The sequence below is a fragment of the Pseudomonas sp. S60 genome, assembly GCF_016647865.1.
GTDB classification, from domain to species: domain Bacteria; phylum Pseudomonadota; class Gammaproteobacteria; order Pseudomonadales; family Pseudomonadaceae; genus Aquipseudomonas; species Aquipseudomonas parafulva.
In genome coordinates, this window is the sequence record NZ_JACVVH010000024.1 from 1 (window position 1) to 15,881 (window position 15,881).

Annotated in this window: 14 protein-coding genes; 3 read left to right on the forward strand and 11 right to left on the reverse strand. The window is 68.0% G+C overall.

What is annotated here, in order from left to right:
• Positions 1–87: 87 nt before the first annotated feature.
• The 9 genes from IAE33_RS13715 to IAE33_RS13755 are packed head-to-tail and all read right to left on the reverse strand — an operon-like array spanning position 88 to position 9,913.
• Positions 88–1,284 carry an acetyl-CoA C-acetyltransferase gene (locus tag IAE33_RS13715; protein ID WP_201163883.1) on the reverse strand — a complete coding sequence of 399 codons (1,197 nt, stop codon included), beginning with the start codon at positions 1,282–1,284 and terminating at the stop codon, positions 88–90.
• Positions 1,285–1,306: 22 nt separating this feature from the next.
• Positions 1,307–2,560: an acetyl-CoA hydrolase/transferase family protein gene (locus tag IAE33_RS13720; protein ID WP_236406490.1), complete on the reverse strand. Its 1,254-nt coding sequence runs from the start codon at positions 2,558–2,560 to the stop codon at positions 1,307–1,309.
• A gap of 49 nt (positions 2,561–2,609) precedes the next feature.
• Positions 2,610–3,794: a CaiB/BaiF CoA transferase family protein gene (locus IAE33_RS13725; RefSeq protein ID WP_201163884.1), complete on the reverse strand. Its 1,185-nt coding sequence runs from the start codon at positions 3,792–3,794 to the stop codon at positions 2,610–2,612.
• Positions 3,795–3,805: 11 nt separating this feature from the next.
• Complete coding sequence (locus tag IAE33_RS13730; RefSeq protein WP_201163885.1) at positions 3,806–4,804, reverse strand: NAD(P)H-dependent flavin oxidoreductase; 999 nt, start codon at positions 4,802–4,804, stop codon at positions 3,806–3,808.
• Positions 4,797–5,273, reverse strand: a complete 477-nt coding sequence (locus tag IAE33_RS13735; protein ID WP_201163886.1) for a PaaI family thioesterase — start codon at positions 5,271–5,273, stop codon at positions 4,797–4,799. Before IAE33_RS13735 ends, IAE33_RS13730 begins: the two co-directional genes overlap by 8 nt.
• Positions 5,270–5,749: a PaaI family thioesterase gene (locus IAE33_RS13740; RefSeq protein WP_201163887.1), complete on the reverse strand. Its 480-nt coding sequence runs from the start codon at positions 5,747–5,749 to the stop codon at positions 5,270–5,272. The genes IAE33_RS13735 and IAE33_RS13740 overlap by 4 nt, the downstream gene beginning before the upstream one ends.
• An 18-nt stretch (positions 5,750–5,767) precedes the next feature.
• A complete protein-coding gene (locus IAE33_RS13745; RefSeq protein WP_201163888.1) occupies positions 5,768–6,544 on the reverse strand; it encodes an enoyl-CoA hydratase in 777 nt (258 codons plus the stop codon).
• 42 nt (positions 6,545–6,586) lie between these two features.
• Positions 6,587–8,236, reverse strand: a complete 1,650-nt coding sequence (locus IAE33_RS13750) for an electron transfer flavoprotein-ubiquinone oxidoreductase (protein ID WP_201163889.1) — start codon at positions 8,234–8,236, stop codon at positions 6,587–6,589.
• Between the two features lie 54 nt (positions 8,237–8,290).
• Entirely contained in the window at positions 8,291–9,913 is a 1,623-nt protein-coding gene (locus tag IAE33_RS13755; protein WP_236406492.1) for an MFS transporter, read from the reverse strand.
• A 160-nt stretch (positions 9,914–10,073) separates the two neighbouring features.
• On the opposite strand from IAE33_RS13755, the gene IAE33_RS13760 reads away from it, so the two are divergent.
• Positions 10,074–10,871, forward strand: a complete 798-nt coding sequence (locus tag IAE33_RS13760; protein WP_201163891.1) for a crotonase/enoyl-CoA hydratase family protein — start codon at positions 10,074–10,076, stop codon at positions 10,869–10,871.
• 20 nt (positions 10,872–10,891) lie between these two features.
• Positions 10,892–12,127: a CaiB/BaiF CoA transferase family protein gene (locus tag IAE33_RS13765; RefSeq protein ID WP_201163892.1), complete on the forward strand. Its 1,236-nt coding sequence runs from the start codon at positions 10,892–10,894 to the stop codon at positions 12,125–12,127.
• Between the two features lie 35 nt (positions 12,128–12,162).
• Here IAE33_RS13765 and IAE33_RS13770 read toward each other — a convergent pair whose 3' ends face one another.
• Together IAE33_RS13770 and IAE33_RS13775 are read right to left on the reverse strand one after the other, a co-directional pair.
• Complete coding sequence (locus IAE33_RS13770) at positions 12,163–12,939, reverse strand: DUF2889 domain-containing protein (protein WP_201163893.1); 777 nt, start codon at positions 12,937–12,939, stop codon at positions 12,163–12,165.
• Between the two features lie 38 nt (positions 12,940–12,977).
• Positions 12,978–14,678, reverse strand: a complete 1,701-nt coding sequence (locus IAE33_RS13775) for a HAMP domain-containing methyl-accepting chemotaxis protein (protein WP_201163894.1) — start codon at positions 14,676–14,678, stop codon at positions 12,978–12,980.
• Between the two features lie 209 nt (positions 14,679–14,887).
• On the opposite strand from IAE33_RS13775, the gene IAE33_RS13780 reads away from it, so the two are divergent.
• The gene (locus tag IAE33_RS13780) at positions 14,888–15,733 is read left to right on the forward strand and encodes an oxidoreductase (RefSeq protein WP_201163895.1); all 846 of its coding nucleotides are present in this window, start codon (positions 14,888–14,890) and stop codon (positions 15,731–15,733) included.
• Positions 15,734–15,881: the final 148 nt, after the last annotated feature.

Here is a 15,881-nt window from a genome sequence, read left to right on the forward strand (position 1 = left end):
CGGCCACCACAGCCAAGCGGGTTGCGCTTGCGCGCAACGCGCCATGCCTGGCGCACCCAAAAAAAGCCCGGCGCACCGGGCCTCGTCTCAACCGCGCTCGAAGATCGCAGCCAGGCCCTGTCCACCCCCAATGCACATGGTTTCCAAACCATAGCGCCCCTGGCGTCGCTGCAACTCATGCAGCATCGTGGTCAGCATGCGCACGCCGGTGGTGCCGATCGGGTGGCCGAGGGAAATGCCGGACCCGTTGACATTGAGCCGCTCGGTGTCCTGCCATTCCAGCCCCTTCAACACCGCCAGCACCTGGCAGGCGAACGCCTCGTTGATTTCCATCAGGTCCATCTGCTCAAGCTTCAACCCGGTCCTGGCCAGCAGCCGCTGCACGGCGGGCACCGGGCCGATGCCCATCCGCGATGGCTCGCAGCCGGCCGCCGCCCAGCCGACCAGGAAGCCCATGGGCTCCAGGCCCAGTTCGGCCAGCTTGTCCTCGGCGACGATCAGGCAGGCGGCCGCGGCATCGTTCTGCTGGCTGGCGTTGCCGGCGGTGACGGTGCCGCCCGGCAGCAGCGAGCGCAACTTGCCCAGGCTTTCCAGGCTGGCATCGGCACGAATGCCTTCGTCACGGCTGAACAGCAGCGGCTCGCCCTTGCGCTGCGGCACGCTGACCGGTACCACCTCGGCGTCGAAACGACCGTCGGCCCAGGCCTGGGCCGCGCGCTGGTGACTGCGCAGGGCGAAGGCGTCGGCGTCGGCCCGGGAGATCCCATGGTCCTGCGCCAGGTTCTCCGCGGTCTCGATCATGCCGGAGATGTGGCCGAAGCGAGCTTCGGGCTGGGAGCGTTCGCGGCCACGTTCCAGGCGGTCGTGCAGGGTGACGCTGCCGGAGCGCGAGCCCCAGCGCATGTCGGTGGTGTAGTACTCGATGTTGCTCATGCTTTCCACGCCGCCGGCGACGACCACGTCGGCGGCGCCGGTCTGCACCATCATCGCTGCGCTGAGCACCGCTTGCAGGCCACCGCCGCAGCGGCGGTCCAGCTGCATGCCGGGGACCGTGACCGGAAGCCCGGCCTGCATGCCGATCCAGCGGCCCACGCAGGGGGTTTCGCTGTTGGCATAGGACTGGGCGAAGACGATGTCGTCGATGCGCGCAGGATCGAGGCCGCTGCGTTGCAGCACCGCATTGACGACCTGGGCGCCGAGGTCCTCGACGGCGATGCTGCGCAGGCTGCCGCCAAAGGTACCGACCGGGGTGCGCAGGGGGGCGACTATTGCTGCTCTTCTCATGGTGTCTCTCCAACGGGCCGGCTCAAAGGCCGGCGGCTGCTTGTTCCAGCTGTTCGCGGAACTGGGGGTGGGCGATTTCGATCATGCGGCGGGCCCGCTGCCTGAGACTCAGGCCACGCAGGTCGGCGACGCCGAATTCGGTGACGATCAGCCCGGCATCGCACCGGGGCGTGCTGACCGGGCCGTTCAGGTGGCTGACGATCCGGCTGTTCTGGCCGGCGCTGGAGGGCAGGGCGATGATCGGCAGGCCGCCCCGCGAGCGGTGCGCGCCGCGCAGGAAGTCCACCGCACCGCCCAGGGCGCCGACATAGTTGCCCGCGACGCTTTCGGCGTTGATCTGGCCGGTGAGGTCCACTTCGATGGCCGAATTGATCGCCACCAGGCGGTCGTGGGCCGCGAGCACCTGCGGGTGATGGGTGTAGTCGGTGGAGCGCATCTGGATCAGCCAGTTGCGGTGGGCGAAGCGGTGCAGCGAGCTGCTGCCCATGAGCACCCCGGCGACCGTCACCCCGGCGTCCTGGGTCTTGCGCGAGTTGGTGATGACGCCCCGTTCGATCAGCGCGGCAACGCCATCGCCGATGGTGCCGGAATGCACCCCCAGGTCGCGGTGGTCGGCCAGTGCCTGGACCACCGCCTCGGGGATCGCGCCAATGCCCAGTTGCAGTGTCGAGCCGTCCTCGACCAGGCCGGCCACCCGCTCGGCGATGCTGCGTTCCACCGGGCCGGGATCGACCGCCGGGGTTTGTAGCGGCGCCCGCTCGGTATGCAGGATCGCGTCGAGGTCTTCCTCGTAGAGGTAGCGCTCGCCGAAGGTCCAGGGGCAGGCCTGGTTGACCTCGGCGATGACCACCCGCGCGGTTTCCAAGGCGGGTAGCAGGTATTCGTGGGCCAGGCCGAGGCTGTAGCGGCCGTGTTCGTCGTCCGGGGCGAGCTGGAGCATCAGTACGTCGATGCGCAGGGCGCCGCTGCGGATCATGCGCGGCAGCTCGGAGTAGTGGCAGGGCAGGATCTCCAATACACCGGCCTTGGCCAGCTGGCGGTTGGCGCCGCTGCCGCAGTAGGAGATGAAATCCAGGCTGTCGGCGTATTCCGGGCGGCAACTGTCGCTGTTCGGGATGCCCAGCATGAGGCGCAGGCGACCCAGGGCATGGCGCTGCTCCACCAGTGCCTGGGTCAGCGGCAGCGGTTCGGCGTTGGCCTGTCCCCACATCACGGTGTCGCCCGGGCGGATCAGGGCGCTCAGGTCCAGGTTGCTTTGAGTCAGGAGCATGGTCATGGGTGCGTTCTTCAGTGGGGGCGATGTTCGTTTCGTCGAGGCGATGCCGTCACCGCCCGAGGGGCGGGTGGCCGCGCACGTCGTCCTCTTCAGGGGCACGGACCAGCGCGCCTGACTGGTACAGGGCGTCACGGGCGTCCGCGTCCAGGCCCAGTTCCGCGAGGAGCAGGTCGTTGTGCTCTCCCAGGCGCGGAACATGGAGATCGGGGATGCAGGGTTCGTTGCGGAACCTGAGGGCGCCGGCGTAATGCGTGGCGCCTTGCTCGTCCTCGAGCAACATCGCCCGGGCCTGCACGTGCGGGTGTCGCAGCGCCTGGCCCAGATCCAGTACCGGCGCCGCACTGACCTGGTGAGCATCTAGCCAGCCCAACCAGTGTTCGCGGCTGTCGCTGGCAAAGGTGCGCTCGAGGAAATCGCGTACGACCTGCTGGCCTCGGCCTGCAGGTCCCACGGCGCAGGGAATCAGGTCGGCCCGTTCCAGTGGCGTGAACAGTCGACGGCAGAAATGCAGCTCGCGACCGCCCAGGCAGAGCCATTGGCCATCGGCGCAGCGATAGGCGCCGAGCATGGCCAGGTCTTCCTGGGCAGGCATCGCGGTGTCGTGCGTCTGGCCAAGCGCCCGGCGCAGGGCATAGGGCCGGGCATTGAGCAGGCTGTCGTGCAGGGCGATATCGAGGTAGTCGCCGACCCCGCTGTCCCTTGCGCGCAACAGGGCCATGAGGATCGCCGCGAGGCCCGTCAGCGAGCCGACCAGCGCCGAGACGGGCACGCCCCCGGTGATCGGGGTGCCATCGGCGGCCCTTGGCAGCGAACCGCCCAGCGCCTGGACCACGCTGTCATGCCCGCCAAGGTCGCGCAGCGGACCGGTCTGGCCGAAGGCCGTCAGCGAGCAGTACACCAGGCGTGGATTGAGCGCGGCCAGCGCTGCGTAGCCCAGGCCAAGTCGCTCGGCTACCCCGGGGCGGAACGATTCCACGACCACGTCGGCGCGAGCGGCCAGGGCCAGGGCCACGCGCAGTCCTTGCGGATGCTTGAGGTCCAGGCAGAGGCTCTGCTTGCCGCGGTTGCAGGCGGCGAGGAAATCCCCCGGCCCCGCAGGATCGTGCCGCACGGGATCGCCGGCCGGCGGTTCGACCTTGATGACCCGCGCGCCGTGGTCCGCGAGGGTTGCGCTCAGGGTCGGCCCGGGCATGAACTGGGAGAAGTCCAGCACCTCTATCCCCGAGAGCTTCATGGGCGGCGCACCTAGGCCTGGCCGCTCAGTTGGCCAAGGCGCTGCAGCGCCTGGCGGGCATCGTCGAGCATTTCGTCGAAGATCGCTTCCACAGGCTTGACGGCGTCGGCGAACACCACCGCAGGCCCGTAGTCGAGCATGCCCAGCGCGCTGTCGCCGCTCGCGTAGGCCTGGGTCGCCAGCGCTCCGCCCACGTGCGGGCGATAGAGCTCGAAGTCGCTGGCGCCGGCGGCATCGAGGGCCGCGACCGCCTTGGCGCTGTCGTTGTTGAGGACCCGGTGGTGATCGCGCAGCCCGGTCTTGACGATGATGCTTTCGCTGCCGTCGCCGCGCACCACCTGTGCCTTGTAGTCCGGGTGGATCTGCAGCTCGCGGGAAACCAGCATGCGCGAGCCCATCAGCACCGCGTCCGCGCCCATCGCCAGGGTCGCGGCCAGTTGCCGCCCGCTGCCGATGCCGCCGCCGATGACGATGGGCAGGGCGATCTCTTCCGGGGCCCGGGCGGCCTGGACCATGCTGCCGATCCCGTAGATGCCGGGGTGGCCGCCGCAGTCGTTGCCGACGACGATGACCGCGTCGACCCCCAGTCGCGCCGCGGTATGCGCATAGCGCACCGCCGGCACCTTGTGCAGGACCTTGATCCCGGCGTCGCGCAGGACCGGCAGCACGGCCTCGGGGCTGGCCCCCGCGGTCTCGACGCACAGCACGCCTTCTTCGGCGACGATCGCCAGCTGCTGCTTGAGCCGCTCGACCCCGCCGGCCTGCCGGGAGATGTACAGGTTGACGCCGAAGCCCTTGCCGGCGGTTAGCTGGCGGCAGCGGCGCAACTGCTCGCGGAATTCGTCCGGGTCGGGAAAACCGGCGGCGACGATGAAACCCATGCCGCCGGCATTGACCACCGCCGCGACATACTCGGCCTCGGATACCCGCGGGCCCATGCCGCCGCAGAGGATGGGATGGCGAATCCCGAGCATTTCGGTGATTCGGGTCTTGAACAAGGCGTCACGCATCGGGAGTCTCCAGGTGCTGGTCGGTACCGGCCAGGGCCGGATGGCGGTGTCGGGTGATGTACAAGGTGCCGCGGCCGCTGGCGACCAGCAGGCCCTCGGCGTCATGGATGAAGGCTTCGGCGCTGCAGATCCGGCTGCCCCGGTGCAGGAGGCGGCCGGTCACGCGCAGCTCGCCGAGGCTGGCGGCGCGGTGGAAATCCACCTGCAGGTTGACGGTGCTCACGCCCTGGCCGGTAGCGGCCATCACCGCATAGCCGCAGCCGGTGTCCACCAGGCTGCCGAGGATCCCGCCGTGCACGCGTTGCAGGGCCTGGGTGCCGATGAACTCGGCGCGGCCAGGCACGCGCAGCTCGATCTCGCGCTCGTCCAGCCGCTGCACGTCCAGCCCGAGCCAGCGATTGAACGGGTTGGCCAGGACCACGGTGCGCAGTTGCGCGGGGGTCAGTGGCGAGGGCGCGTGCGCGGTCATCGATGGGACTCGCCGGGGGCGGCGCCAGCCGGTGCATCGGCGCCCATGGCACGCGGGACGAACTTGAAGGTGCCGCTGGCGGTGGCGATCAGCCGTCCGTCCTGGTCGAGCAGTTCGCCGTCGCAGAACGCCAGGGTCCGGCTGGCGTGGCGCAACGTGCCCCGCGCGCGCAGGTGGCCACCGGTGCCGCCCCCGGGGCGCAGGAAGTTGCTCTTCATTTCAACGGTGACGTAAAAGCCCGGTTCCTTGCACAGGGGCCGGGTCGCCGCGGCCATGGCCATGTCCAGCAAGGTCATCATCAGGCCGCCGTGGGCCTGGCCACCGCCATTGAGGTGATGACGCTGCAGGTCGACCACCAGGGTCGGTGTTTCCGGGTGCACCTCCACCAGGACATCCAGGTGGTCGAGGAAGGGGACTTCGAAGCGATAGTCCGCGTAGCGAATGGCCTTGATCGGGGCCGGATCGTGGTTCGACATGGCAGGCTCCGTCGGCTGTCAGCGATGCTTGAACTGGGGCGCGCGTTTTTCCACGAAGGCCGCCAGCCCTTCGCTCTGGTCCTCGGTGCCGAAGGTGACGTAGGCCATGCGGCGTTCGTAAAGGATGCCTTCGCTCAGGCTGCTCTCGAAGGCACGGTTCACGCATTCCTTGGCCAGGGCCACCACGGGTTGGGAGAAGCCGGCGATCTGGCTGGCCAGCTCCAGGGCTTGCGGCACCAGCTCGGCCAGGGGCACGACGCGGCTGGCCAGCCCGCAGCGCTCGGCTTCCTCGGCCAGCATGGGGCGTGCGCCGAGGATCATTTCCATGGCCTTGGACTTGCCCACCGCCCGGGTCAGGCGCTGGGTGCCGCCGGCACCTGGAATGGTCGCCAGGGTGATTTCCGGCAGGGCGAAACGGGCGTTGTCGGCGGCGATGATCAGGTCGCACATCAGCGCCAGCTCGCAGCCACCGCCCAGCGCCAGGCCGCTGACCGCGGCGATCACCGGCTTGCGGCAGCGCGCGGTGCGCTCCCAGTTGGCGGTGATGAACTGGCGCTTGAAGACGTCCATCATGTCCCACTCGCGCATCATCTTGATGTCGGCGCCGGCCGCGAAGGCCTTGTCGCTGCCCGCCAGCACGATGGCGCCGATGCCATCGTCCGCCTCGAGCTGGTCCAGCACCGTGGTCAGCTCGTCCATCAGGCGGTCGTTGAGGGCGTTGTAGGCTTCCGGCCGGTTGAGCCGGACCAGGGCAACGTTGTCGTGTCTTTCCAGGATCAGGGTGTCGAAGGTCATGTGCCGCGCTCCTCGTCGGGCGCCAAAAGGCGCCCCGGTCGATTACATGTTGGGATAGTTCGGGCCGCCGCTGCCTTCAGGGGCGACCCAGGTGATGTTCTGCGCCGGATCCTTGATGTCGCAGGTCTTGCAGTGCACGCAGTTCTGCGCATTGATCTGCAGGCGCTGGCCCGAACCCGCGTCGCCCACCACCTCGTACACACCGGCGGGGCAGTAGCGCTGCGCGGGTTCGTCGTACAGCGGCAGGTTGTGGCTGATCGGCAGGTCCGGGTCGCGGAGCCGGAGGTGGACCGGCTGGTCCTCCTCGTGGTTGGTACTGGAGAGGAACACCGAGGACAGCTTGTCGAAGCTGAGCTTGCCGTCGGGCTTGGGGTAGTCGATGCGCGCGGCGTCGCTGGCCTTCTTCAGGCTGGCGTGGTCGGGGGTGTTGTCGCGCAGGGTGAACGGCGCCTTGCCGGCGAAGACGTTCTGGTCGAGCCAGTTGAGGCCGCCACCGATCACCGCGCCGAACTTGTGGATCGCCGCGCCGAAGTTGCGACTGCGGAATAGTTCGTCGTGCAGCCAACTGGCCTTGAAGGCCTCGACATAGCCGTCGAGCTCGTCGCCACCCTCGCGCCCGGCGGCCAGGGCCTGGGCGACGGCCTCGGCCGCCAGCATGCCGGACTTCATGGCGGTGTGGCTGCCCTTGATCTTGGCGAAATTCAGCGTGCCCAGGTCGCAGCCGATCAACGCCCCGCCGGGGAACACCATCTTCGGCAGCGCGTTGTAGCCGCCCTTGCAGATGGCGCGGGCACCGTAGGCCACGCGCTTGCCGCCTGCCAGGTACTGGCTGACCTGCGGGTGGTGCTTGTAGCGCTGGAACTCGTCGAACGGCGACAGGTGCGGGTTGCGGTACGACAGGTCGACGATCAGGCCGACCACCACCTGGTTGTTCTCCAGGTGATAGAGGAACGAGCCCCCGGTGTTCTCGTTGCCCAGGGTCGATAGCGGCCAGCCGGCGGTGTGCACCACCAGCCCGGGGCGATGGCGGGAAGGTTCGATGTCCCAGATTTCCTTGATGCCGATGCCGTAGTGCTGGGCGTCCGCGTCACGGTCGAGCTGGTAGTGGGCAATCAGCTGCTTGCCGATATGGCCGCGGCAGCCCTCGGCGAACAGGGTGTAGCGGGCCCGCAGTTCCATGCCGGGGGTGTAGTAGCCGTCCTTCGGCTGGCCGTCGCGGTCGACGCCGAGGTCGCCGGTGAGAATCCCGCAGACCGCCCCTCGCTCGTCGATCAGCGCCTCCTGCGCGGCGAACCCCGGGTAGATCTCGACGCCCAGGGCCTCGGCCTGCTGCGCCAGCCAGCGGCACAGGTTGCCCAGGGAAATGATGTAGTTGCCCTCGTTGTGCATGGTCCTGGGCACCAGGAACCCCGGGACCTTGACGGCCCGTTCCTGGTCCTTGAGGAAATAGATGTCATCCCCGGTCACCGGCGTGTTCAGCGGGGCGCCGAGGGCCTTCCAGTCGGGAAACAGTTCGTTCAGCGCGCGCGGCTCGAACACCGCGCCGGACAGGATATGGGCGCCCACTTCGGAGCCCTTCTCGACCACGCATACGCTGATTTCCCGCCCGTCCTCGGCGGCCTTCTGCTTGAGCCGGCAGGCGGCGGACAGGCCGGCAGGGCCGGCGCCGACGATGACGACGTCGAATTCCATGTACTCACGATCAGACAACTAGGGACTCCTTTGCCACTTCAGGGGCGGCATTCATCACGGTGTGGAGGCGGTTTGCGCGATCACCAGGAAGTGCGAGATCGCGGGGCTCGAATCGGCCTTGAGGAACTGCCTTATGTGGTCTTCTTGGTCGCGGTCGGCGAGGGTGCTGCGTTCGCGCTGGCGCAGGAATTCGCCCCAGGAGGCGACGATGAAGCGTTCGCTGAACTGGTCGGGGCGGGACAGGTCGCGGTACAGCAGCCAATGGCTGGCGCCATCCCGGCGGCGGGTGCTGCCCAGGCGTTGCAGTGCGCCGCAGAACGCGTCGCGGTGCTCGTCGGCGACCTGGTAGATGATCTGCACGGCGATCGGCCCGTCCTTGGCGTCGGGCTCGTGGCCGGCGGACAGATCCAGGTCCCACTGCTGCGCCGACGGCGTGACCTCGGCTTCATTGCCCATGCGCAGGGCGTGGTGGCGGGTGCAGAACAGGCCGAAGACGATCAGTCCCGCGGCCAGCGTCAGGGTCCAGGACACCCCCAGCCCGTTGGCGATAAAGCCCCAGAGCACGCCACCCACGGCCATCGAGCCCTGGAAGCTGAGCATGAAGATGGCCAGCGCCCGCGCCCGGACCCAGGCCGGCAGGGCGGTCTGGAACGCGGCGCTGGTGGTGGAGTTGAAGCTGATCCAGGCGGCGCCGGCGAGGACCAGGGCCGGGCTGACCAGGTAGGCGCTGGGCACCCAGGCGGCGATCAGCATGCCGGCGACGAACACCAGGGTGGCGCCGGTCGCCAGGTGACCGTAGTCACGGATGTAGGGGCGCAGGCGGTTGAGCAGCAGGCCACCGGCCACGGCACCCGCGCCCAGGCTGCCGAGCAGCAGGCCGTAGCCACCGGCCATGCCGTCGTGGCCGACCAGGGGCAGCAGGGCCCAGAGGCCGCTGGCACAGCTGATGAACGCCAGGGTCCGGAGCATCTGCGCGTGCAACTGGCGCGCATGGCGGACATAGCGAACGCCGCTGCGCATGGCCGACAGCAAGGGTTCGGGCGGGGCCGGCGGCAGGGCCTCGGGGCGATAGAGCACGATGAAGATCAGCAGCACCAGCAGCAAAAGGGCGATGTTCAGGGCGAACACCCAGTTGACCCCGAGGGTGGCGATGACGGCCCCGGCCAGGGCCGGGCCAACCGCACGGGCGGCGTTGTAGGCGATGGCGTTGAGATTGATCGCCGCGCCGAGGACTTCGCGCGGCACCGCATCGGAGGTCGAGGCTTGCCACGCCGGCACGCTGACCGCGCTGCCAGTCCCCAGCAGGAAGGTCAGCGCCAGCAGGCTCAGGGGGCCCAGGTTGTCGCTCAACTGCAGCAGGTAGAGCGCCACCGTGGCCGCCAGCATCCAGGCGTGGGTCAGGACCAGCATGCGCCGCCGGTCGAGCAGGTCGGCGTAGACGCCGGCCGGGAGCCCGAAGAGGAAGGCGGGCAGGGCGATGGCGGTCTGCACCAGGGCCACCATCAGCGGTGCCGGGTCGAACGCGACCATCAACCAGGCCGCCGCGACGTTCTGCATCCACACGCACACATTGGCAGTCAGCGCGGCACACCACACCGCCCGGAACAACGGATAGCTCAACGGTGGACGGCTGGAGGTCGCCTGCAGGAGCGAGGTAGTCTGTGCGCTGGACGGCATTCAGTGGACCCCTTGGCGTTTTCGCCTATTGTTAATATCTTGAACGACGTTTAGCATTCTGAATACGCCCTGTTGGGCTGTCAATCGGCTTCTTGCACCTGCGCACCAGGTGACGGGGCCACCGATATGCGATTGGCTCGATGCCAAGGGAGCTTTCAGAATGAGTGAAACCCGTGATCCGGATGGACAAGTCACCACGCGCCAGGAAGGGCAGATCCTGCTGATCTGCGTCGACCGGCCGGAAAAGCGCAATGGCTTCACGCCGAAGATGTTCGAGGAACTGGCCAAGGCCTTCACCCGCCTGGAAGAGTCGCCGGAGCTGTTCTGCGGCCTGCTCTACGCGGCCGGGGATCACTTCACCGCCGGGCTGGACATGCCGAAGATCGTGCCGCTGCGCCAGGCCGGCAAGCCGCTGTTCCCCGCCAACGAAGCCGACCCGTTCAACCTGCGCGAGCCGCTGCGCAAGAAGCCCGTGGTGATCGCCCTGCAGGGCATCTGCTTCACCGTCGCCGTCGAGCTGATGCTGGCTTCGGACATCGCGGTGGCCGCCGACAACTGCCGGTTCTCCCAGCTGGAGGTCAAGCGCGGGATCATGGCCGGTTGCGGGGCGACCATCCGCATGGTCGAGCGCGCCGGGTGGGGCAACGCCATGAAGATCCTGCTGACGGGCGATGAATTCAGCGCCGAAGAAGCGTATCGTCTGAACTTCGTTCAGGAAGTCGTACCCGCCGGCACCGAATTCGACAAGGCCATGGAGTACGCGCTGAAGATCGCCGCCCAGGCGCCGCTGGCGGTCCAGGCGACCCGCGAGAACGCTCGCCTGTCCTTGGGGCAGGGCTGGCTGACGGCGTATTCGAAGATCCAGTCGACGCAGAAATTCCTCTACAACACCGAGGACGCCAAGGAAGGGGTGCAATCCTTCATCGAGAAGCGCACCGCGCGCTTCGTCGGCCGTTGAGTCCAGGAGCAGATAACAAGATGGCTAAAGGCCCCCTGCATAACATCCGCGTGCTCGACATGAGCCGCATCCTCGCCGGCCCCTGGGCCGCGCAAATGCTCGCCGACCTGGGCGCCGAAGTGATCAAGGTCGAGCGCCCGGGCAAGGGCGACGATTCCCGTCAGTTCGGTCCGCCCTTCCTCAAGGATGAGGAGGGCCGCGACACCCGCGAGTCGTCCTTCTATATCAGTACCAACCGCAACAAGAAGTCGATCACCTGCGACATCGCCAAGCCCGAGGGCCAGGCGCTGATCCGCGATCTGGTGGCGCAGTGCGACGTGCTGCTGGAGAACTACAAGGTCGGCGACCTGCAGCGCTATGGCCTGGATTACGCCAGCCTGCGCGAGGTCAACCCGCGCCTGGTCTACTGCTCGCTGACCGGTTTCGGCCAGACCGGGCCCTATGCGCCGCGTCCCGGCTATGACTCGATCTTCCAGGCCATGGGCGGCCTGATGAGCATCACCGGCCTGCCCGACGATGTCGCCGGCGGTGGTCCGATGAAGACCGGGCCGAGCCTGGCCGATATCCTCGCCGGCCAGTACGCCGCCTATGCCATCCAGGCGGCGCTGTACGCCCGTGACGTCAATGGCGCGCCGGGCCAGCATATCGACGTGGCCCTGCTCGACGCGCTGATCGCCTCGACTTCGCACTACGCCAGCCAGTACCTGGTGTCCGGGGACGTTCCGGTGCGCCGTGGCACCGAGGGCAACGGCGGCATGCCGTCGCGGATGTTCCAGTGCGCCGACGGCGGCATCATGATCGTCGCCGGCAACAACGAGCAGTACGCACGCTTCTGCGCGGTGCTGGGTCACCCCGAGCTGGCCACCGACGAGCGCTTTGCCGAGATTGCCCTGCGGGTGGTCAACCGGCGGGTCCTGGGTGAGGTCTTCGAGCCGCTGGTGGCGGCCTGGAAACTCCATGACCTGCTCGCGGCGCTGGATGCGGCAGGGGTTCCGGCGGGGCCGATCAACGACATGCAGCAGGTGTTCGCCGACCCGCACGTCCAGGCCCGCGGCATGTGCGTGGAAAGCCGTCATCCGCTGGCCGCCGACGGTAAGGTCAAGCTGGTGGCCAACCCGGTGAAGTTCTCGGCCACGCCCATCGACCGCTACGACGCGCCGCCGGTCCAGGGCGCGCATACCGAGAGCGTGCTGGGCGAGTTGCTGGGGATGGATAGCCTGCGCATCCAGGCCCTGCGCGAGCGCGGCATCGTCTGAACCCGGTGCCGGGGCGGCTCGCTGCCCCGGCGCTGTCATTGACGGAACAGCAACAGCTCTTCCGGCACCTGGCTGAAGTCCCGGGTGTTGCCGATCCGCGGTATGGCGCGGGCGGCCGCTTCCGGCTGGAAGGCATGGCAGGCGCCGCGCAATGCCTTGACCGGATCGCGGCGCAGGCTGCGCAACTGATCGACATCGAAGCGCCGCGCGGTCGCGATCAGCGCACAGATTTGCAGGACATAGGCGCCCTCCAGGGCATCCCCCACCAGGGCCTCGGCCACCCAGCGGGAGAATCCCTCGCCAAGCGGGTGCCCCTGATATTCGGCCGGAGCGACCAGCACCGCGTCGCGTCCCGCCCAGTGCAGCAGCGGCTGGCCATCGAGCCGGACGACGAGCTGGCTGACGCCGCCCTGGGCATCGCCGATCTCGACATCGTATTGCCGCGTGGTCGTGCCGCGACAGGCATGGTTCAGGGCCAGCCAGAGCAGGTCATGCAGGTGCGTGCAGTGCAGGCGCGGATTGGCGTGGCCGCGAAAGCGCCGGCGATCGCAGCCGATCCCGATCCCGAGGAAGGCCTGCAGCAGCGCCGGGGCTTCCGGGCAGGCGTCGGTGGGCACCCGCAGGCTGCGGGCGCTGACGGCCTGCAAGTGCTGGCCGTCATGCCCGATGCGCAGGCGAAAGGCATGGTAGTCATCCTCCATTTCCACCTCGACCGCACCCGGGCTGCCCTGCAGGCGAATGCGCCGGCGGAAGCAGCCGGCGCCATAGGCCGCGTTCGGTGCCACCTGGGGAAACTCGTCGGAGTCGATCATGTGCTGCTCCCGCCGTTCTTGGGTCCTGTGGCCTGGGGTCAGATCCGGAACTGCCCGACTTCTTCCCGCAGGCGTTGCGCGAGCGAGCTCAGGTCGGTGGAGACACCCGACGTCTGCTCTGCGGCCGCGCGGTTGGTTTCGCTCATGTTCGCCACGGTCTCGATGCGCTGCGCCATGTCCTGCGCCGCCGCATTCTGCTGGCTGATCGCCGTGGCGATCAGGCCGACGGCCTCTGCCACCTGCAACGAGGTGCTGCGGATCGTGTCCATGCGCTCGGAGGCCTGCCCGGAAAGGGCCTTGCCGTTGCCGACCTGGGCGCTGACGCGGTGCATGCCGGCCATGGCATCGGCGGCGGCGGTCTGCATGGCCGTGACCCGGCCGGCGATTTCTTCCGAGGAACCGCTGGTGCGGGCGGCCAGTTGCCGGACTTCGTCGGCCACCACCGCGAAACCGCGCCCCAGGTCGCCGGCACGGGCGGCCTCGATGGCGGCATTGAGCGCCAGCAGGTTGGTTTGATCGGCCACTTCCTTGATCACCTGCATGACCAGGGAGATGCGGTTGGAGTGCTCGCCCAAGGCCTCGATCAAGGCCTGGGCGCTTTCCACGGTGGTGGAAATCGCATCCATTTCATCGTTGTTGCGGGCAATGATCCGGGTGCCCTGGGCGGCGCTGTCGCCGGCGTCGTGCGCGCGCTCCCGGGCATCCTCGGTGTTGCTGCTGATATGACCGATGCTGGCGCTCATCTGCTCGATCGCGGCGGCGATGACCGTGGCCGCTTCGTTCTGGTTGATCGACGAGTCGTGGACCCGCTGCGACGCCTGGCGGGCGTGCTCGGCCATTTCACCGAGCTGTTCGGCATTGCCCAGGACGCTGCCCAGGGCCTGCTGGAGTTTGTCCAGCAGGCTGTTGAAGGCCGCAGTGGTCTGGCCGACCTCGTCGTGGCCGCGCACCCCGGCGCGCAGGGTGAAGTCGTTGTCGCGGGCGACGGCGACGATGGTCTGGCGCATTTCCTGGAGTGCCCCGACGATGCCCCGGGCGATCAGCCAGGCCGACACCAGCAGGCCGGCCAGGGCCAGGCCGAAGATGCTTGCGATCAGCCATTGCGCGCGTTGCTGCTGCTCGATGCCTTGCAGCCTTGCCTGCGCGGCGGCGACCTTGTTCATCTCGATCAGCCGATCGAGCTGCCCGCCGAGGGTGTTGAGCGCCCCCTGGGACGTGCGGTCAAGGCCGATGATCTGGCTCATGCCCTGGCGCAGGCGCCCCCAGTCGTGGGTCTCGCGCAGTTGTTCGAGCACCGCGTTGATCTGGCTGTTGGTGTCGAGGAAGTTCGACCATTCCTGCTGCAACTCCTGCCAGGCGGCGTCTTCCTCGGCGCTCTTGGGTAGCGCCGAGTAGGCGTCGAAGGCTGCTTGGGTGCGGGCTTCGGAGCGCTGCTTGTCCTCGCCGACCGAGGTGTAGAAGTCCCGCGCCTCTTCGAGAATGGGCGTCTTGTCGACGATGTTCTCGAACGGATCGAGGTTCCAGGAAATCATCTCGCGGGTGGCGTTCACCGTGGTCAGCTGGCCCAGGCGCAGGCTCAGCAAGTGTTCCACCGCCGGGGCGCGCTGGTTGCCGAGCAGGTCCAGCTGCCGGCCCAGTTGCTGGACGCCATGCCAGCCGCTTGCCCCCACCAGCAACAGCATCAGCGAGGAGAAGAGGGCGGTAATGGCGAGTTTGGTTCTGATCGAGAGAGAACGCATGGTGTGGATGCCTGTGTTCGAGGGTCCGCGCGCATCGGTCCTGGCGTCGGGACGGCGTGCGCATTGTTGTTATTGGGTGCGGATTATTGAACGACGTTTCTTTATGTGTCCATGCTTTTGATTGGTGGTATTGTGAATGTCGTTCCTTTATGTGTATGTTGGCGGCCGCTAACGCGCGTTCATCCCCTACAAGAAAAAGGAGCTACCCGATGCCTGCTGCGCTGCGGAAATGGTTGATCACCGGTGTGTCCAGCGGTCTGGGCGAGGCGCTTGCCAAGGCCGTCCTGGCCCGTGGCGACACTGTCGTCGGCACGTTGCGCAAGCCTGAGCAGACCGCTGATTTCGAGGCCCTGGCGCCAGGTCGTGCGCACGCCCTGGTGCTGGACCTGCGCGATTTCGCCGGTGTCCTGGAAAAGGTCGGCGAGGCCGCGCGACGCCTGGGTGGCATCGATGTGCTGGTGAACAACGCCGGATACGGGCTTGCGGGGGCGCTGGAGGAAGTCAGCGAGCACGAGGCGCGCGAGCAGATGGAAACCAACTTCTTCGGCGCCCTGGCGGCAACCCAGGCGGTGTTGCCGGGCATGCGTGCCCAGCGCTGGGGCCATGTGGTGAACATCACCTCGATGGCCGGGTTCATGGGCATTCCCGGCATGCCGATCTACAGCGCCTCGAAGTTCGCCCTCGAAGGCCTGGGCGCGGCGCTGGCGGCCGAGGCGGGCGAGCTGGGCATCCGCGTTACCAACGTCGAACCGGGCGCGCTGCGCACGCGCTGGGCTTCGGGCAATGCCATCGTCCGCTCCGCCCGGGTCATCGAGGATTACCAGCAGACCGCCGGCGCCGTGCGCGGCGGCCTGGCGAAGATGGACGGGCGCCAGGATGGCGATCCGGACAAGGCTGCGCTGGCGATCATCGCCGCCGTCGATGCCGAGCGCGCGCCCTTGCACCTGCCGATCCACCCCAGCGCCTGGAATGCCTTCAAGTCGGTACTGCAGACCACCAGCGAACAGCTGGACGACTGGCGCGAGGTCAGTGAAAGCATTCTGTACGAGCGCTAGCAGCAGCCCTGCGGCGTGATCGGTGATTGACAAGATTTGTATCGTGTACAAATATGTGAACGTCGTTCATTTGTGCTGAGCGACTGAGGTTCGAACCTGGTGTTCGCAACGCCCGGCAAGACCTGCGCAGCTGCTGCCGTGAGGCGCT